This window comes from Nocardia sp. NPDC127606 (assembly GCF_042671725.1).
Classification (GTDB): Bacteria; Actinomycetota; Actinomycetes; order Mycobacteriales; family Mycobacteriaceae; genus Nocardia.
Genome location: NZ_JBHXWQ010000005.1, coordinates 221268 through 240034, shown reverse-complemented (window position 1 = coordinate 240034; position 18767 = coordinate 221268). Strand labels below are relative to the sequence as shown.

At 66.2% G+C, this 18767-nt stretch carries 15 protein-coding genes and 1 pseudogene; 3 read left to right on the top strand and 13 right to left on the bottom strand.

Annotation, left to right across the window (positions count from 1 at the left end):
- Positions 1-2: 2 nt before the first annotated feature.
- Together ACFVJ5_RS23410 and ACFVJ5_RS23405 are read right to left on the bottom strand one after the other, a co-directional pair.
- Positions 3-1190 carry an AI-2E family transporter gene (locus ACFVJ5_RS23410; RefSeq protein WP_379223058.1) on the bottom strand — a complete coding sequence of 396 codons (1188 nt, stop codon included), beginning with the start codon at positions 1188-1190 and terminating at the stop codon, positions 3-5.
- A gap of 51 nt (positions 1191-1241) precedes the next feature.
- Complete coding sequence (locus tag ACFVJ5_RS23405; protein WP_379223056.1) at positions 1242-2294, bottom strand: NAD(P)-dependent alcohol dehydrogenase; 1053 nt, start codon at positions 2292-2294, stop codon at positions 1242-1244.
- Between the two features lie 119 nt (positions 2295-2413).
- Between ACFVJ5_RS23405 and ACFVJ5_RS23400 the strand changes: the two genes are divergently transcribed.
- Positions 2414-3484 carry a S1C family serine protease gene (locus tag ACFVJ5_RS23400; RefSeq protein WP_379223054.1) on the top strand — a complete coding sequence of 357 codons (1071 nt, stop codon included), beginning with the start codon at positions 2414-2416 and terminating at the stop codon, positions 3482-3484.
- 28 nt (positions 3485-3512) lie between these two features.
- Here ACFVJ5_RS23400 and ACFVJ5_RS23395 read toward each other — a convergent pair whose 3' ends face one another.
- Entirely contained in the window at positions 3513-4796 is a 1284-nt protein-coding gene (locus ACFVJ5_RS23395; protein WP_379223053.1) for a hypothetical protein, read from the bottom strand.
- A gap of 96 nt (positions 4797-4892) precedes the next feature.
- Between ACFVJ5_RS23395 and ACFVJ5_RS23390 the strand changes: the two genes are divergently transcribed.
- Together ACFVJ5_RS23390 and ACFVJ5_RS23385 are read left to right on the top strand one after the other, a co-directional pair.
- Positions 4893-5432 carry a TetR/AcrR family transcriptional regulator gene (locus ACFVJ5_RS23390; protein WP_379223051.1) on the top strand — a complete coding sequence of 180 codons (540 nt, stop codon included), beginning with the start codon at positions 4893-4895 and terminating at the stop codon, positions 5430-5432.
- A gap of 136 nt (positions 5433-5568) precedes the next feature.
- Positions 5569-6903, top strand: coding sequence for a DUF1254 domain-containing protein (locus ACFVJ5_RS23385; RefSeq protein WP_379223050.1), 1335 nt, complete (start codon positions 5569-5571; stop codon positions 6901-6903).
- A 1-nt stretch (position 6904) separates the two neighbouring features.
- On the opposite strand, the gene ACFVJ5_RS23380 is transcribed toward ACFVJ5_RS23385, so the two are convergent.
- From ACFVJ5_RS23380 to aceA, 10 genes and pseudogenes are all read right to left on the bottom strand, one after another.
- Complete coding sequence (locus ACFVJ5_RS23380) at positions 6905-10063, bottom strand: ATP-binding protein (protein WP_379223048.1); 3159 nt, start codon at positions 10061-10063, stop codon at positions 6905-6907.
- Complete coding sequence (locus ACFVJ5_RS23375; protein ID WP_379223046.1) at positions 10060-10653, bottom strand: hypothetical protein; 594 nt, start codon at positions 10651-10653, stop codon at positions 10060-10062. Before ACFVJ5_RS23375 ends, ACFVJ5_RS23380 begins: the two co-directional genes overlap by 4 nt.
- A gap of 28 nt (positions 10654-10681) precedes the next feature.
- A complete protein-coding gene (locus tag ACFVJ5_RS23370; protein ID WP_379223044.1) occupies positions 10682-11734 on the bottom strand; it encodes a hypothetical protein in 1053 nt (350 codons plus the stop codon).
- A 5-nt stretch (positions 11735-11739) separates the two neighbouring features.
- Positions 11740-12240 (bottom strand): DUF4365 domain-containing protein, encoded by a 501-nt coding sequence (locus tag ACFVJ5_RS23365; RefSeq protein ID WP_379223042.1) that lies wholly within the window; start codon positions 12238-12240, stop codon positions 11740-11742.
- Positions 12241-12422: 182 nt separating this feature from the next.
- Complete coding sequence (locus ACFVJ5_RS23360) at positions 12423-13277, bottom strand: IS3 family transposase (protein ID WP_379223040.1); 855 nt, start codon at positions 13275-13277, stop codon at positions 12423-12425.
- Complete coding sequence (locus ACFVJ5_RS23355) at positions 13274-13600, bottom strand: transposase (RefSeq protein ID WP_379218007.1); 327 nt, start codon at positions 13598-13600, stop codon at positions 13274-13276. Before ACFVJ5_RS23355 ends, ACFVJ5_RS23360 begins: the two co-directional genes overlap by 4 nt.
- Before the next feature lie 72 nt (positions 13601-13672).
- A pseudogene (locus tag ACFVJ5_RS23350) lies at positions 13673-13762 on the bottom strand (hypothetical protein); the annotation flags it as partial.
- Positions 13763-13851: 89 nt separating this feature from the next.
- Positions 13852-16176: a 5-methyltetrahydropteroyltriglutamate--homocysteine S-methyltransferase gene (gene metE / locus ACFVJ5_RS23345; protein WP_379223038.1), complete on the bottom strand. Its 2325-nt coding sequence runs from the start codon at positions 16174-16176 to the stop codon at positions 13852-13854.
- A gap of 190 nt (positions 16177-16366) precedes the next feature.
- Entirely contained in the window at positions 16367-17239 is an 873-nt protein-coding gene (locus ACFVJ5_RS23340) for a 3-hydroxybutyryl-CoA dehydrogenase (RefSeq protein ID WP_266293923.1), read from the bottom strand.
- 162 nt (positions 17240-17401) lie between these two features.
- Complete coding sequence (gene aceA / locus ACFVJ5_RS23335) at positions 17402-18691, bottom strand: isocitrate lyase (RefSeq protein WP_266293925.1); 1290 nt, start codon at positions 18689-18691, stop codon at positions 17402-17404.
- Positions 18692-18767: the final 76 nt, after the last annotated feature.

Sequence of the window (18767 nt, the reverse complement as noted above, 5' to 3'; positions counted from 1 at the left end):
GCCTATTCGTCGGTGGATGCGGCTTCGGGCTCGGCCTTCTTGCGCTTCTTCTTCACCGGTGGCGCGTCGGCCTCTTCGGTGACTTCGTAGCGCCGCACGTAGGCACCCGCGAAACCTTGCAGCGTGGCGGTGACGGGGATGGCGAGCAGCGCGCCGGTCGGCCCGAGTAACGCGGCGCCCGCGATCACCGCCCCGAAGGCCACCGCCGGATGCATGTCCAGGGTGGTCGCGGTGATGCGCGGCTGCAGAACATAGTTCTCGAACTGCTGATAGGCGATGATGAACAACAGAATCCACAGCGCCGAGATCGGATCGTGCACCAACGCCACGAGCACCGGAAGCGCGCCGGCCATATAGGTGCCGACAGTCGGGATGAACTGGGAGACAACGCCGACCCACAACGCCAGGGCGAACGCCGACGGCACATCGAGCACCCGCAACGCGACGTAGTGCGCGATCGCCGAGCACAGGGCCAGCAGCGCGCGCGAATAGATGTAGCCGCCGGTCTTCTCGACCGCGATGTCCCAGGCCCGCAACACATGCTTCTGCTGTTTCGGCGGCAGCAGCGAACACACCCAGGTGCGGAAACGCGGTCCGTCGGCCGCGAAGTAGAACGTGAACAGCAGCACCCCGAGCAGCTGGAACAGCGCGCCGATCGCGACAGTGCCGATGCCCCAGACGTTTCCGGCCAGCCCGACCAGGTACTTCTCGATCGTGGAACTCCACTCCGAGGCGTACTTGGTCAGGTCGTCACCCGAAATATCCTGATGGAAGGTCGAATTGACCCAGTTCACCAGATCCTGGACGTAGTCGGGGGCGTTCGTCACCAGCATGGTCACCTGGTTGACGAGCAGCGCGCCCAGCGTCCACACGAACGCGACGATCACCACCAGCACCACCAGGAACACCGCGCCGGTGCCCGCCCCGCGCCGAACACCGCGCGCCGCAAGCCAATTCACCGCGGGTTCGATCGCGAAGGCCAGGAAGATCGACACCAGCAGCACCGTCAGCAGGCCCTGCATCTTGCCGAGCACCCAGAACGCCGCGATCAACCCCGCTACCGCGAGCACGGCGTACAGCAGTGCCCGCGGCAGCCAGCGCGGCGGTGTACGCACCGACCAGAAGGCGGGCAGGGCGCTCATGTCGACGGACTGTGCGGCGGGTTCAGCGGATTCGTCCTCGGCAACCACGATTGTCACGGTACCCAGGACGTGCGCCGACAGCCCGTCGGCGCGCTCGCCTTACACGGTGGCCGTGTCGATCACGAACCGGTATTGGACATCGCTGGCGACCACGCGGTCGTACGCGGAGTCGATCTCGTCGGCGGAGATCAGTTCGATCTCCGCGCCGATTCCGTGCGAGGCACAGAAGTTCAGCATCTCCTGGGTCTGCGCGACGCCACCGATCATCGAACCGGCCAGCGACCGGCGGAAACCGGCGAGGTTGCGCCCGGTGACGCTCATCGGGTGCTCCGGCAGGCCGAGGATGACGAGCGTGCCGTCGAGGGCGAGCAGGCGTAGGTAGCTGTCGATGGGCAGGTCGGCCGACACCGTGTTGATGATCAGGTCGAACTGGCCGCGCAGCTGACGGAAGGTGTCCTTGTCGCTGGTGGCGTAGTAGTGGTCGGCGCCCATCCGCAGGCCGTCGTCACGCTTGCGCAGCGACTGGCTGAGCACCGTGACCTCCGCGCCCAGCGCCGCGGCGATCTTCACGCCGACATGCCCGAGCCCGCCCATCCCGATGATCGCGACCTTCTTACCCGGTCCCGCGTTCCAGTGCTTCAGCGGTGAATACAGCGTGATGCCCGCGCACAGCAGCGGCGCGGCGACATCGAGGCCGATGCCCTCGGGAATCGCGACGACGAAGCTCTCGTCGACCACGATCTGGGTGGAGTAGCCGCCCATCGTGTAGCCGCCGGGCTGCGCGGATTCGGGCACCCGCGAGTTGTAGGTCCAGGTGGGGCCGTTGGTGCAGTACTGCTCCTCACCTGCCAGACACGGCACGCACTTGCCGCACGAGTTCACCAGGCAGCCGACGCCGACCCGGTCGCCCACCTGGTACTTGTGCACCGACGAGCCGACGGCGGCGACGATGCCCGCGATCTCGTGACCGGGCACGCACGGATACTGCGCGCCACCCCACTCGTCGCGCGCGGTGTGGATATCGGAATGGCAGATGCCGGCGTATTTGATGTCGATCAGCACATCGTCGGGACCGACTTCGCGACGTTCGATCGTGACCTTCTCGAAGGCCCCGTCGGGAGAGGGTTTGGCGTAGGCGGCAGCGGTGCTCATGGCTACATGCCTACAGCCGCATGCGTGTCTTTGCCAACCCACCGCGTCCGTATCGAGACCGGCGGACGCCGAAAACGGGTCACAATGGACTAGTCGGCTCGCGAGAGAGGACATGTGCTGTGAAGCGTGTCGGACGAGTGCTGGTGACGGTGATGGCGGCGCTGCTCGGGGTGTGCGCGCTCCTCGGGTATCGCGGGGAGTTCGCCCTGGTCGAGACGGAGTTCGTGGCTCGAGCACAGGCGCCCGTGCTGGTGCCGCTGGATCCCGCACTGGTCGCCGGGCAGGTGGGATCGGCGCTGGTCAATATCGATGTCGACGCGGCCGGTTTCGGGATCGGAGCGGCCGGGTCGGGGATCGTGCTCACCCCCGACGGGCAGATTCTGACCAGCCATCATGTGATCAAGGGCGCCGAGGCGATGACCGTCACCGATATCGCCAACGGTCTCGTCTACGAGGCCACCATCCTGGGCTACGACTCCGGCGCCGATATCGCGCTGCTGTCGCTGGGCGGGGCGACAGACCTGCCGACCGCACGCGTCGGCACCTCGGCTGACCTGCGGATCAGCCAGGACGTGCTGGCGATCGGCGACGCGGGCGGCGACGGCGGCGAGCCGACCTCGGTCGCCGGTCCGATCACCGATCTGGACGCCACGATCGTCGCCATGAACTCCGCCGACCTCACCCGCAAGGCCTTGAACGGGATGGTGGAGGTCGCCGCACCGGTGATGGGCGGGCAGTCCGGCGGCGCGCTGGCCGACGCGTCCGGTGCGGTGGTCGGGGTGATCACGGCGGCGTCGGGCGAGGATTCCCGAGCCCAAGGAAAACCGGCCAACGGCTACGCGGTCCCCATCGACACCGCCATGCGGATCGTGGCGCAGATCCGTTCCGGAACGCCCACCGACACCGTCCACATCGGCCCGACCGCCACCCTCGGCGTCCAAGTCATCGATGCCAGGCCCGCGGGCGCCCAGGTGAGCTGGGCTTTCTACGGCCAGCCCGCCCGCGAAGCCGGGATCAGCATCGGCGACGTGATCACCGCGGTCGACGGCACCTCGATCACCACCGCCAAGGCACTGAGCGCGGCTATCAACACCCGCAAGCCCGCCGACCCCATCCGGCTCGAGGTCACCTCCCCCAACGGCGCCACCCGAACCGTCGACGTAGTACTGGCCCACGGAACACCCAACTGACCTTCCGCGATGGCGGCGGAGAACGACGTCACTCGAGAGTTTGCAGAAGTTCGATGAGGGTGAGGCGGAGCTTTTCCATCTGGGGGCGGCTGTAGAGGGTGGTGTCGTATTCGAGTTGGAGGGTGAGGCGGCCCGCGATGGTGAAGGCGGTGAGTTTCGGGGGCATCGCGGGGCCCATGGCGTAGATGTCGTCGCGGACGAACGCGATGTGGTCGGGGATCGAATGGGGTTGTACGCGACCGATGTTGGAGAGCGCGAAGGTGGGAGGCGCGGTGAGCAGGGCCGCGGTGACGTCGTCGTTCACGAGCTGGGCGGCGAGGGGAAAGAGGGCGGGTTCGCGGCGGTCGAGGCCGGCGCGCAGGCCGGTGTCGACCGAACGAGCGAGTTCGAGCTGGGTGTTTTCGCCGGTCGCCAGGACCAGCGCGCCCCCGCCCGAGGCGTAGTTGACGATCGTGTCGACGGGTACCGGCGGGTCGAATTCCGCGCGGACGTCGGCCGCGTAGCCGCAGAACATCGGCACGCTGCCCGATTCGGGGAACCGAGTTCTGACGGCGGCCAGCACCGTACCGGTGAGCACACTGTTCACCGAAAGACCTTGGGAGCGCGCCGCTGTGACCAGTTCGGCGGTCTCCGCGGCGGTCAGTTCGATGCGCTGCATCGCGAATCGGCCGAGCCGGTCGGTGTCGGTACCGTCGCGGGGCAGTGTCCGGGGCGCGTCCTCGGGGCTCATCATCGCCGCGCCCGCCCTCACCTCGGCCAGCCACGTTTCGGCCGCCTCGACCGAAACCACTTCGGCCAACCGGGTATCCATGGCCTCGGGCATGGGCTGATCCGAATCCGCTTCCGGTACAGCCGTACCCGTCACGTGCGCCGTGTAGTGCCGCCACATCTGTGCGAGCAACGCGAATCCTGATCTGCCATCGGAGATTCCGTGATGGATGACCAAGACGATCTGCTGACGAAGGCCCGCCCGCAGCAGGTACGCGCGGAACAGCCCGTCGCTCCAGTCCCGCGGCCCGTTGACCAGTGCCAGATATTCGGCCTCGCCTCCTTCTACGAGATCCAGCCGGGGCCGGAACGCGTCGTCGCGGACGAAATAGCCCACACCGTCCTCGGTCACCACCCGGCTGCGCAGCAGCGGATGCGCCGCGGCGAGCTCGTCGAGCACCGTCCGCAGGATCGCGGGGTCCAGCTCGCCGTGCACGGTGGTGCCGAGGAACAGTGGCATCCCGCCGGTCGGCACGCTGCCGATGGTCGTGCCGATGCCGAAGTAGCTGGATTCGAACGGGGAGATACGTCGCCGTGAGGTCATAGTCGAAACATACATCTGTTTCATACGCTTGTCACTGACGCTTGTTTGAAACCGATGTCACAAACAGGCGTATGCGCGACTTGCTATCGTGCGCGAGTGGGAACGCGCGAAGATCTCCTGGAAGCCGCCAAGCAATGCCTGGCCGAACGCGGCTACGCCCGCACCACCGTGCGCGACATCGTCGCCGCCTCCGGCACCAACCTCGCGGCCATCAACTACCACTTCGGCACCCGCGACAAGCTGCTGCAACAGGCGATGCTGGAATCCAGCGCGACCGCGGTGACACAGATCCTCGACGCACTGCCCGCCAACGACCCGACCGATCCCACCGCCCGCCTCGAAGCGTTCTGGCACAGCCTGATCACCTCGTTCGTCGAGAACGCGCCGCTGTGGCACGCCAACGCCGAATGCCTGAACCAGGCATTGCACTCGCCCGAGCTGCGCGCCGAACTCGCCGACGCGCAGGGACGAGCCCGCCGCGGCCTGACCGAGGCCTTCGGTGACGGCGACAGCAACGTCGGCGCGATTCTGCAGACGATGATCGGCGGCCTGCTCCTGCAATGGCTGATCGACCCGGAGCACGCCCCCTCCGCGGCCGAGCTCACGGCGGGCGCCCGCGCCATGATCCGGGCCTGACGCGCTCGACCACCGAACCGGCACGCGGCGATCTCACCCGGTCCGGGCGATGTGCGCCGATCGAGCATCGGCGGATGCTGGTCTCGCGCGGTCCGACGACGGTCGCGCGACGCGGACGCCAGGACGAGGAGCGCACATGCCGGATCAGAACGTCCCCGAATTGACCGCACAGGCCTATCTGTACGGATTCCCCCTGGTCTTCAACCTCGATTCGATCGAGCGACTGCTCCACGAGGGCATCGGCGATATCCCCGCGACGCCGTTCAACGACTTCTCCCATGCCCGCACCCTCGCCGGCGCCTCGGCGACCTTCGTCTCGGTCAACAACGACACCGTGTACTCGATCGCCCTGATCGATCTGTCAGTCGGTCCGATAACCTTCCACGTGCCGGAGGCCGGCGATCGGTACTACGTCATGCAGTTCATCGACGCCTGGACCGACAACTTCGCCTACGTCGGCACCCGGGCCACCGGAAACCGCGCGGGCGACTACCTTCTCGTACCGCCGGAATGGACCGGTACCGCCCCCGATGACACGACGGTCATCCATTTCCCCACCCTTGTCGGTGTGATCGCCGGTCGATGGGCGTGCGCCGGCGCGGACGACCTCCCCGCCGTGCACGCCTTGCAGGACGCGCTGACCTTGACCCCCGCCGACCGAGCCGCACAGCCGACGGGACTTCCGTCGCCGGATCCGACGGTCGCCCCGGACCTGATGTTCCTCGAGAAGGTCCGTGTCCGGTCGCAGGCCTTTCCTCCCGCGAAGCGCGATCTCGCGCTCCAGGAATCGTTCGCGCCGATCGGCCTGACGACAGCGGGCGCCTCGCCCTACCCGTCCCTCGACCCGGATCGAGCCTCCGCGCTGCGCGCCGGATTGGGTGAGGGCCAGGAAGAACTGAGCAACGCCACGAAGAGCGGGGCAGGCGCCGGGGAGAACGGCTGGCAGCTGACGCTGCACCTGTTCGACTACAACGTCGACTTCTTCGAGGTCGGCACGCTCGACGACGAGAACTTCAAGATCGCCGACCCGAAACAGCGCATCATCGCTCGCGCCGTAGCCGCCAAGGCCGGACTCTGGGGCAACCACGCCTACGAGGCCGCCTACGCGATGATCTACACCGACAGCACCGGCCAGCAGTTGACCGGCGCGAACACCTACACCCTGCGCCTCGACCCCACCCCGCCGGTCAACGCCTTCTGGTCGGTCACCATGTACTCGACCCCGGACTTCTACCTCTGCGCCAACCCGATCGACCGCTACTCGATCGGCGACCGCACCCCCGGCATCGTCTACGACGACAACGGCGCCCTCACGATCACCATCAGCCACACCGAACCCACCGACCCCAAGGCCCGCGCCAACTGGCTCCCCGCCCCGGAAGGCGACTTCCGCCCCTGCATGCGCATGTACGAGCCCCAGCCGCCAGTCCTCGACCAGTCCTACATCCTCCCCCCGATCACCAGAACCTGACCTATTCCTCGTCCCGCCTTGCCCGTTCGAGTACTTCGGCCTCGGTCGGCGGGCTGGCGGGATGGTGGCTCAAGCACAGCGGGGTCGCGAGTTTGCGGAACGCCCGGCCTTCGGCAGCGCCGTAGAACTGGCCGGTTTTCAGGCGGCCGATGTCGTCCAGATTTCCACCCCAGCTGGCGGCGATGCTCTTGGCTGTTTGGATCTGGACTGCGGTGCCCAACTTGCCGAAGAACTGGATCGCCGTGTTACCGACGACCCTGCTGTCCAGGCCTTTTGGCGCCTGCGTGGCGTAGGCGATACCCAGTCCGTACTTTCTTGCCTGCGCCGCGAGCATCAGCGTGCTGGCGGAGGCCGGAGTGTGCTTGCCCGAGGGCGCGAGCATCTGCGCTTCGTCGAGGACGAGCAGCGCCCCGAGCGGTCGATCACCTGCGGGGTTGGTCTTGAAGTAGGTGAACAGGGCGACCTGTAGCTGGCTGACGAAAGTGGCGCGTTGGTCGGGGTCGGGCAGTCCGACGCAACTGACCACCGAGACTCGAGCCTTCTTGCCGGGCGCGGGGGTCAGCAGAACGCCGGGGTCGAGGGGTTCGCCGTCGCCACCGAACAGTGGGTCGTTGATCATGGAAACCGTAAGACCGTCCGCCATTTCGGCGGCGAGGTCCGCGGCGTTGCGCACGCGGCTCACACCGTCAGGCAGGTCAGCGAGTAGGTCGATGAGGCCCGCCAGTTTCGACTCCCCCGACCTGGCGAAATGAGTGAGCGTCTGCAACAGCACCGCGCGCGCTTTTTCCGACTTCGTCCGTGCGATGCCGGACCGGGTCAGCAAATCACCGGCGGCCACCTCCACCGCGGTCCGCAGTTCGTCCGGGTCGTCGAGCACTGCCGCGAAATCCGGGAGCGGGTTCAGAATGAGCGGACGCCCGGCCTGTCGACGCGGGGTCCACACGACCACATCGGTCTCGGCCAGATACCGCGCGGCCTTCTCTGCATCGCCCGCCTGCCATGCAGACGGCGCTTCCTGCCATGCGTCGCCGAGCCGAGAGAGGTCGTTGTTGACGTCGAGCACGATCACCGAAACACCGTGCAGTGCTACCTCTTCCACCAGTCGGCGCAGTAGCACCGTCTTGCCCGAGCCGCTACTGGCGAACAGGACCAGGTGCTTGCGCAGCAGTTCGAGCGGAATGACGAACTCGCGGTTGTCGGCGATCCCATGGCCGAGCACGACCGTCGGCTCTGCGGAACCGACTGGGACGACGCGCGATCGGTCGTTCGCGGGATCGGACCCGGTGGACACCGGCGAGTCCGGCGAGTCCGGCGAGTCCGGCGAGTCCGGCGAGTCCGGCGAGTCCGGCGAGTCCGGCGAGTCCGGCGAGGGATCTTGCAGGACAGCGGGTTCCGGCAGATCACCGAACACCCGCCGAAACAACTGAGTCTTTCCAGCAGGCCCGCGTTCCACCAGCCAACCGTCGAATCCCGGCCTCGCCTCGGCGAGCATCTGCTGCAACGCGGTGAACGTCCGGAGATCATCCTGCGAAATCGGTAGCGTCCGCCCCTCCGACTCGGCCAGCTCATCCAGCATCGCCAGGGTTTTGGGACCCTTCGAAAACGGGATGTTGCGCAGGATCGCCAGGTGACGGTTGCCGTCAGTCTGTTCGATGCCGGATTCGATGACCGCTGAACGCATCCGGGACTGCACGGCCAGGTGATGGGTGTGGCCGATCGCCCGGAAACTCCAGTGCTCCTGTTCTTCGAGAACCGGGTCGACCGTGCGCAGCAGACGGGCGTGCAGCGCACGCCCGGTGGCGGTCGCCGGATCGATGCTCAGGTCGTCGCGGTCGCGGTGTTCGAGGACGAAACACTGCAGGGCCGCCTTGAGCAGGTCAGCCATGATTTCGTCTTCTTCGGCCGGGTCGAGCGCCTTAGTGGAATCGGCAGCTTGGCGCAGCTCAGCAAAATGGTTGTCGAAACCACTGTGATCCGCCTGCGACACCGGCACCTTCGCCTCGGCACCCTTCCCGATATCGGTGAAATCTCCGAGTTCCTGAATCTCTTTTCGCTCCAGGCAATTGCGCACGTGCTCGGCGACCAGTTGCAGCAATCTGCGCGGGGTGTACTTGGTTACCGCATCAGCTTCGAAGGCGCGCGGGGCGATGGGCCACGTCGGGTAGGCCGGTAGGAAGTCGACCTCGTCGTAGAGCACCCGCAGATGTCCCGCAACCACCGCCGCCGCCACCGCGGCGCCGGGCAGCTTGGTCGCCAGAAACACGTCGGTGAACCGGTCTTCGACCGAGGCCACCCCTTGCTTCTTCAGGTAATCCCAGGTCGTAGGGATACACGCGGCGATCACAATCGTTCGGACCGTTTCCTCGCGGAGCTTCATCATGCTGTCCGCGAGGTGCGCGGTCCGTGCGGCGCCACCCTTGGCCATCACGTCATCGATCTGGTCGACCGCGACCACCACTGGGCCTACCGCAGCGAACAACCTGATCAGATCGTGAAAAATCAACTGCGCGTCGCGGTTCCCGGGCCGGAAGCCCCACTCCATCGCGATGTCGCGATCGAGCGGATCTCGCAGAATCAGAAATGTGTCGCCCACGTAGCGCAAAGCGCCACCCGCCCGAAACAAGACCAGAGCCCGCAACGTGTCCCGGCATTCGTACGCCAACCGTGGCTCCGGGACCGACAGGTCGTCCAGAAACCGTTCGATATCCTCGGGTTTGGGGCGCATCGGCCCTGCGATCCGTGCGGTGCGTTCGGGATCGAACCCAGCCCGTTTCGCGAGGGCGACAAGTAATCTGCGTAGCTGATCACCGTCCGCGTCGACCAAACGGTTCATCACGCCGTGAACGGCGCCGTCCCAGAATGACTTACCGTCGAGCAACTTCGGCATGAAGAAGAATCCGCCCACCGCCGGATCTTGGACATGCTGTCGAATCCACCCGAGCAAGTGGGTTTTCCCGACTCCCGGATCGCCGTTGAGAATGAACCCGGTCGGCGACATATCCGGCCGATCCTTGGCCAGCCCGATCGCCCTGGCGATCTCCGCCGACGCCGCCCGATGCAGCTCCTCGACGTGGTAACTCTGCGGCCGCCAGATCGAATCCGGGCCGAGTGCGGTGCTGAACTGCACCCGCGCGAGCGCGCGATATTCCAGGTCGTTCACCGCACCGCCTCGACGGTCAGCAGATGGCGAGCCGTACCGCCCAGCACGATGGCCGCCGCGTGATCATCGTCAGTCAAGGTCTTGCGATCGGCCTCGGCCCGTATGTGCACGCCGTCGCGATCGGCGAGCAGCACCATCGCGTCCGAGAAGTCGGCAGGTGGGATGTGCGGCAGCCTGTTTCGCAGTTCGGCGAGTCGGATCTGGTCCGGCTTGCCCTTGGTGAGCTCGGTGTACTTCCGGATGATCTGGCCCGCCACATCGGGCACGAAGACATCGGTGAGCAGTTGTCCGGAGTTCTCGAGATGCCGGTGCAGCCCGGCCAATACCGCGTACAGGGCCCCGCCGTAGGAACCGGACTTCTCGGGGCGCGGGCGAGCGAGTTCCGCGGTGCACCACTCGGCCCCGTGCTCGGTGAGTTCATGTACGAGCGCGCGACCGACCTTCACGCTGTCGACCAGCCCCAACTTGTTCAGCCGACGTCGCGGTGTCCCGTCGAGCGTCACCCCCGCCACCGCGAACAGCTCGGCGTTCGTGAGTTCGCGTGCCTCCGCCAACAGCGTCAGCAGCACTGCGAGTTCTCGTGGACTCATCTGATCCGACAATGTTCGATCCGTTCTCTCACGATCCGTCGCCTTCGATGACGGTGAATCCGTTTTCGGACACTTGCAGGTCACGTCTACCGTCGAAGGTTCCGGTAGCGCGTACCCGAACAAGGGAGCTATGTGCCGCAAGGGCTTTCGCGTACTCGTCGGCGGTCCGCAGCCGCACTGTGACGCGTCGTTGCCGCCCGGTGGTCGTCTCGTCGACGACGAGCACGCCCCGCACGATCGCCTTCGGCCCGCCGTCGTTGTCCAGCCCGACCACGACCCCTTCGATCACCGCGGGTGACTCGGGGCCTGGCAGCGATTCGAGCCGATCGCTCGGCAGCGGCGAGGAAGCCACGGCGTCGTCGAACAGTCTCGGCAGGCGGGCGACCGCGCTGCTGGAGAACTCGACCGCGACGTCCGGGCGCGGAATCTGGCGTGACCAGCGGAAATTCAACTCGAACCGCATCGGGCTCCGCTCTGCGGATCCGAGCGCGCTGAACAACTCGACGGTGTCGTACCGGATCTCGTGCGCGATGCCGAACCGCTCCCCTTGCGCCGCGCCCCGCACCGTCGCCGCGATATCGAGCAACCGAATCGCCGAGCCGCGCCCCAGCCGTGAACCGGGACCGGCGAGGAACACGTCGAAGCCGAAAGTGTCCCGACGCGGCAGCAGGGTGGTGTCGTCGAGCAGTTCGGCGACTGCGCGCTGACGCATCGACGACATCCTTATCTCGCTGCCCGCGACCTGATACGCGCAGGTGACGAGCAACGAACGCAGAGCCGCCAGCGCGGCTGTGCCCGCTTCGAGCGAGACCTCGCCCTCGCCCGCGCGATATCCGACAATGTCGACACCACCGGAAACGATGTCGCGCACCACGACTTCCGCCGACCGCTGCTCGGAGTCCGCGACACAACGCACCAGGGCCCGCATGCGCGCGGTGAAGTCGGCGACCTCGCCGTCGGGCACCAGCACGTCGAACTCGCCGTGCGACCAGACCCGACCGTTGCGCCACGGCACCTGGGGCGTCCACCCCTGGGCCTGCAGATACCCGATCACGTCATCGAGGCGGGGCGGATCGACCATCGGCCCTACCGTGACGATCCGGCGACGAGCGCGGCGAGCGCCTCGACGTCGAGCACATTGCTGACCGGAATCGGTACCGCCACCTTGCGCTTGGCATTGTCGACGGCGAATCGGGCCCGATCACGCAGTGAGAGGAAATATCCCGTGTGACGAAGCATCAACCCGCCGGTGACAGAGTCGGTGAACAGATCGGCGACGACGGGCACGTGGATAGCGAAAAGATAACGCGGAACGGCGAAATCGGTGCCTGCGAGCTGGTTGAACTGGGTATGACTGAGCCCGCCGAAGATCAATTGTCCCTGCCGGTATTTCGGCCGCGACACGGTCTTGATCTGCACTTCGATCTGCGGGGAGAATCCGTATCTCGTCCGCCCCGGCTGCTTGATAGTCAGGTCGACCCCGTCGACATCGAGATCATCGGTCGACCAGACCAAGCCGGCCGCCGAAGCGAGCACGCGAATGTAATCGTGCCCGAACTTCCCCTGATGGTGATGCGGATCGAGCACCGCGCCCCTCCTGACCCCACGCCGACGCCGCGAACTGTAGTCGATGATGCCGAGATCTGCTGAGGTTCAGGCGTTTTCATGTTTGGCGGAGAACAGTCCTGGGTATAGGGGTCACCCGGCAACAAAAAGGGGCGCACCGGAATTGAACTGCTCCCCGATTGTTGGACTGACCAAGTAGAAGTCTAGGCCGCGAGGGCCTGGGCTCGGTATTGCACCGGGCTCAGGCCCTCGAGCTTTGTCGAGATACGTTCGGTGTTGTACCAGCGGATGTACTCGCGCAGCGCGGTCGCCAACGCGTCTATGTCGAGGTATCGGACGTGGTGGAAGAGTTCTTCTTTGAGGTGACCGAAGAAATTCTCGATCACGGCGTTGTCGTAGCAGTTGCCCTTGCGTGACATCGATTGAGTCGCACCGGCATCGGCAAGCATGCGTCGCCAGGACACATGCTGGTACTGAAATCCCTGGTCCGAGTGCACAAGCGGGCTCTGGCCGTCACTGAAGTTCTCGATCGCGGCACGCAAGGAACTGTTGGTCAGTGCCAGGCTCGGTGAGGTGCCGATCGAGTAGGCGATGATCTGACGGTCGAACAGATCCATCACCGGCGACAGATACAGCTTCTGTCCACCGACACCGAACTCGGTCACGTCAGTGACCCACTTCTGATTCGGCGCACTGGCGGTGAAGTCGCGGTCGAGCAGATTCGGAGCGACCTTGCCGGCCTCGCCCCGATAGGAGTTGAATTTCTTCCGCCGCCGCACCTGGCAGACCAGCCCCAGCGCCCGCATCAGCTTGAGCACGGTCTTCTTCGCCACCCTCCATCCGGATCTGCGCAGGTCATGGTGGATACGGCGATGTCCGTACCGGCCTTTGACGCCTTCGAATACCTCCCGGATCGCGGACTTGAGGTCTGCGTGCGGGTCGGGCGCGGCCAAGCGAGCTTGGTGATAGAAGAATGTCGAGCGAGCCAGTCCCGCGACTTCGAGTAGCAGGTCGAGCCGGTATTCGGCCTTGAGAGCGATGACAGCACCGACCTTCACCGCCGTTGCTGCGCTCTCAAGGCCAACACTTTTCCCAGGTAGGCGTTCTCGGCCCGCAACCGCTCGTTCTCCCGGCGAAGCTTCGCGAGAGTCGACTCTTGCGAGGCAGCTTCGGCCGGATCTGTTCTCGGGCGGCCTGTCGGTTTCGGGCGTAACCCGTCCTCACCGTCGTTGCGGTACTTCCTTGCCCAGGTCTCGACGAGCTTCGGCGAGGACAGCGCGAGCTCACGCGCGAGCTCGACCTTCGTCTCACCTGCTAGGAAGCGCTGCACCACACCTAGTTTGAACTCGAACGAGTAGGTCTGCTTCGTCGGTTTGGTCACCAGGGTTGCCCTTCCGCGAACCCGCCACCGGTCATACAACCGTCTTACCGCCGGAACGCTAGCTCCTAGCTGCGTCGCGACCGCGCGCTCACCCGCGCCGGTCTCGAACAACGCTACCGCCGTGAGACGTTGCTGCTCGGACAACGAACTTCGTGCACGCATAGAACTGCTCCCCGGAAGTCGGAACTGAGTTTCTCAGTCCGACTTCCGGGGAGCAGTTCAAATCCGGTGCGCCCCCTTGTCTTGTTCGCTTACTCCTCGGTCGCGGCAGCCGCCTGCGCGGCCAGCGCGCGCCGGCGAACCCGGCGAGCCGCGGCCACCATGTTCCGCAAGGACGGCTCCAGCTGCCAGTAGTGGCGGGTCTTGAGGCCACCGTCGGGGTTGGCCCACAACCGTTGCGGGGTCACGGCATTCGCGGCTTCGGTGAGCAGCTCGTCGAACTCGTCGATATCGGGGATGCGGGCCGAGCGGCTCTCGTACACGCCGGGGCCGACACCGTGGGTGAGGCCGTGGCCGGAGGACAGGTCCTCGGTGAGTGCCTCGATGACCCATTCGATCGAGCGGGTCGCCACGATCGCGGTGACGTCGGCGTCGAGCTGATCGATCGCGTCGACCACCTCGGTGCGGCCGGAATAGCCGATGTGGGTGTGGATCTGGGTGTCGGGGCGCACGCCGGAGGTGGCCAGCTTGAACGCGCCGACCGCCCAGCGCAGGTACTCCTCGCGGCCGTGCGGGCGAGCGGGGAGCAGCTCGCGGATGGCGGGTTCGTCGACCTGGATGATCGCGATCCCGGCCTTCTCCAAATCGACCACTTCGTCCCGGATCGCGAGCGCCACCTGGTCGGCCGTCTCGTAGAGCGGCTGATCCTGGCGCACGAACGAACGCGCCAGCATCGTGACCGGCCCGGTGACCATGCCCTTCACCGGCTTGTCGGTCAAAGACTGCGCGTAAGTGGTCCATTCGACCGACATCGGCGCGGGCCGCGCCACATCGCCGTAGACGATCGGCGGCCGCACACAGCGTGAGCCGTACACCTGCACCCAGCCGAAGCGGGTGGTGGCGAAGCCGTCGAGCTGCTCGGCGAAGAACTGGATCATGTCGTTGCGCTCGTGCTCACCGTGCACGAACACGTCGAGGCCGATGTCCTCCTGGAGCCGGATCGTGGCCTCGATCTCGGCCTCGACCTGCTTGCGGTAGTCGTCGTCGGACAGCCGGCCCGAGGCCACCTCGTGACGGGCCTGACGCAGCTTGCCGCTCTGCGGGAACGAACCGAGCGTGGTGGCGGGCACCAGCGGCAGGTTCAACCGCTCCTGCTGCGCGGCCGCGCGCACCTCGTAGGACTCGCGTTCGCGCATCTCCGGCGTCACCGCGTACACCCGCTGGCGCACCGCGTGCTTCTGCTTGAAGTGCACCTCGGTGGGCCGCTTGCGCCAGTTCTCCGACGGGCCCTCGGTGAGCGCCTTGGCGAGCGAGACGACCTCGCCCACCTTCTGTTTCGCGAAGGCGAGCCGGTCGGCAACATTGCCTTCGATGTCGTACTCGGCGAGCACGTCGTAGGGCACGTGCAGCAGCGTGGTGCCGGTCGACACCACCAGATCCGGGCACACCTCGGCGATCGAGTTCAGGTAGTTCAGCGTGACCACCCGGTCGGCGCGCCACACGTTCTGGCCGCTGATCACACCGGCGTAGATCCGCTTGCGCTTGATCCCCGGGATCGCCGCCAGCTCCTCCGGCTGCATCCGGTAGGAGGCCAGATCCAGCCCGATGGCCTCGACATTGCTCGCGGCCAGAATCCGCAGCGCCTCACCGAAGTCGCCGTACTGCCCGGTGACCAGGATGCGCGGACGCAGCGGCGCCTTCGCCAGCCGGTTGTAGGCCTTCTCGAACGCGGCCAGCTCGGCGGGAGTGCGCTCGCCGGTGAAGCAGGGTTCGTCGAGCTGCACGCAGGTCGACCCGCGCTTGGCGAGGATCTCGAACAGCTCTTCGTAGAACGGCAGCAGCTGATCGAGCAGGCTCAACGTGTCGAACTCGGCCTCGCCCGGCACATGCCCGGCCTTGGACAGCAGCAGCAGCGACACCGGTCCGAGCACCACCGGACGCAGCTCGATCCCGCGGGCGGCGGCCCGGTCCCACTCGTCGAGCAGGGCCTCGGGGTGCAGCGAGAACGTGGTGTCGGCGTCGAGTTCGGGCTGACGGTAGTGGTAGTTGGTGCCGAAGAAACGCACCAGCTCGAGCGGCGGGGTATCCGGGTTGCCGCGCGCCATCAGGAAGTAGAAGTCGAGCGGGTCGAGCCCGTCGGCGAACTCCTTGAAGCGCGAGGGCACCGCACCGAACAGCAGCGCGTTGTCGAGGATGTGATCGTAGAAGGAGAAGGTGTTGCCCGGCACCTGCGTGAGTCCGGTCGCGGCCAGCTCGTTGAACTGACGCTCCTGGATATCGCGACCTACCGCGCGCAGTTCCTCGAGCTCCATCGATCCGCGCCAGTACGCCTCGAGCGCACGCTTGAGCTCTCGGTGCGGACCGATCCTCGGGTATCCGAGAACGCTCGACCCGAATCCATCGGTGACGTTGACCATGACCGCCGATACTCCCTTTCGATCACACGCTGCGCTCGACATAACACCGGATGCGCAAGCGCGCCCGGCAACAGCAGCTTAGGCCGCGAGAGCGACCCTTCGCCGTTCCCCCTGCAAACACCCCGGAAAAGGCCGAAGGCCACCGGCATCGCGTCTCAGCTGATGTCGGTGGCCTCCGGCGAGCAAACTTCTACTTGCCGTACTGGTAGAACCCGGCTCCGGTCTTCTTACCGAGCAGACCGGCTTCCACCATGCGCATCAGCAGCGGCGGGGCGGAGTAGAGCGGCTCCTTGAACTCGGAGTACATCGAGTCCGCGATGGACTTCACGGTGTCGAGGCCGACGAGGTCGGTCAGCGCCAGCGGGCCCATCGGGTGGGCACAGCCGAGCACCATCGCCTTGTCGACGTCGTCCTTGGTGGCGAAGCCCGACTCGACCATCCGGATGGCCGAGAGCAGGTACGGCACCAGCAGCGCGTTGACGACGAAACCGGAGCGGTCCGCCGAGCGCACGATCTGCTTGCCCAGGATCTCGGCGGCGAACTGCTCGGCGCGCTTGGCGACCGGCTCGCTGGTCTTGAGCGTGGTGACCAGCTCGACCAGCGGCAGCACCGGCACCGGGTTGAAGAAGTGCAGACCGACCACGCGTTCGGGGTTCGCGGTGGCGACGGCGATCTTCATGATCGGGATCGAGGAGGTGTTGGAGGCGAGCACGGCGTTGGGGTCGGTGACGACCTTGTCCAGCTCGCTGAAGATGGCCGTCTTGACCTCTTCGTTCTCGACAACGGCCTCGACCACCAGCTGACGGTCGGCGAAGTCGCTGAGATCGGAGGTGAAGCGCAGCCGCCAGGCCGCCTGCTCCCGCTCGCGTTCGGTGATCTTGCCGCTGCTCACGCCACGGTCCAGCGAACGCAGGATCCGGGCGCGGCCCGCAGCGGCGAGTTCACGGGTGGTCTCGTAGACGAGGACGTCGACGTGCGCGCGTGCGCACACCTCCGCGATGCCGGCGCCCATCTGTCCGGCGCCGATGATGCCAACGCGCTGAATCTTCTCGCTGCTGCTCACGTCCCGCTCCTGCTGTGTGTCTGGCTGTGGGGTGGCTGGGGAGGTCATAGCGACCAAAGTATAGGGATGCCCTCCCACGCCAGGGCTGTATGGCGTGGGAGGGCGTACACCCCTACCGGAGTAGAGGAAAGGTGTTGCCGGTCAAAGCAACCCCGAGGGGGATCAGTGGAACTGACCCTCTTCGGTGGAGCCCTTCAGGGCGGCGGTCGACGTGTTGGGGTCGACGGTGGTGGCGATGGTGTCGAAGTAGCCGGCACCGACCTCACGCTGGTGCTTGATGGCGGTGAAGCCACGCTCGGCGGCAGCCTTGAACTCGCGCTCCTGCAGGTCGACGAACGCGGTCATGCCCTCGCGAGCGTAGCCGTGCGCCAGGTCGAACATGCCGTAGTTGAGCGAGTGGAAGCCCGCCAGGGTGATGAACTGGAACTTGAAGCCCATCGCGCCGAGCTCACGCTGGAACTTCGCGATGGTCGCGTCGTCCAGGTGCTGCTTCCAGTTGAACGAAGGCGAGCAGTTGTAGGCCAGCAGCTGGTCCGGGAACTCGCTGCGAACCGACTCGGCGAACTTGCGCGCGACCTCGAGATCCGGGATACCGGTCTCCATCCAGATGAGGTCGGCGTAGGGGGCGTAGGCCTTGGCACGCGCGATGCAGGGCTCGATGCCGTTCTTCACACCGAAGAAGCCCTCGGCGGTACGGGTGCCGTCCAGGAACTCACGGTCGCGCTCGTCCACATCGGAGGTGATGAGGGTGGCGGCCTCGGCGTCGGTGCGGGCGATGATCACCGAAGGCACGTCGGCGACATCAGCAGCGAGCCGGGCAGACGTCAGAGTGCGGATGTGCTGCTGGGTGGGGATCAGCACCTTGCCACCGAGGTGGCCGCACTTCTTCTCCGAGGCGAGCTGGTCTTCCCAGTGCACACCGGCGGCGCCGGCCACGATCATGGCCTTCTGCAGCTCGTAGGCGTTCAGGGCGCCACCGAAGCCGGCCTCGGCGTCGGCCACGATCGGGGCCAGCCAGTTCTTGACCGACTCGTCGCCCTCGACCTTGGAGATCTCGTCGGCGCGCGACAGCGCGTTGTTGATGCGACGCACGACCGCGGGAACCGAGTTCGCCGGGTACAGCGACTGGTCCGGGTAGGTGTGGCCGGACAGGTTGGCGTCACCGGCGACCTGCCAACCGGACAGGTAGATGGCCTTCAGGCCGGCGCGAACCTGCTGCACGGCCTGGTTGCCGGTGAGGGCGCCCAGCGAGTTGATGTAGTCCTCGTTGTTCACGAGGTCCCACAGGATCTCCGAACCGCGACGGGCGAGGGTGTGCTCCTCGACGACGTTGCCCTGCAGCTTGGAAACCTGCTCGGCGGAGTAGGTGCGGGTCAGGCCCTTCCAACGCGGGTTGGTGTCCCAATCCTGCTGGATTTCCGCTGCGGTCTTCGGGGTGCCGGGGAGAGACATCTCTTGACTCCACTTCCTCGTGTGGTCGGTGCTCCACGCAGTCGGCGTGCGAATCAACCGGTGGCTGAACGCTTTC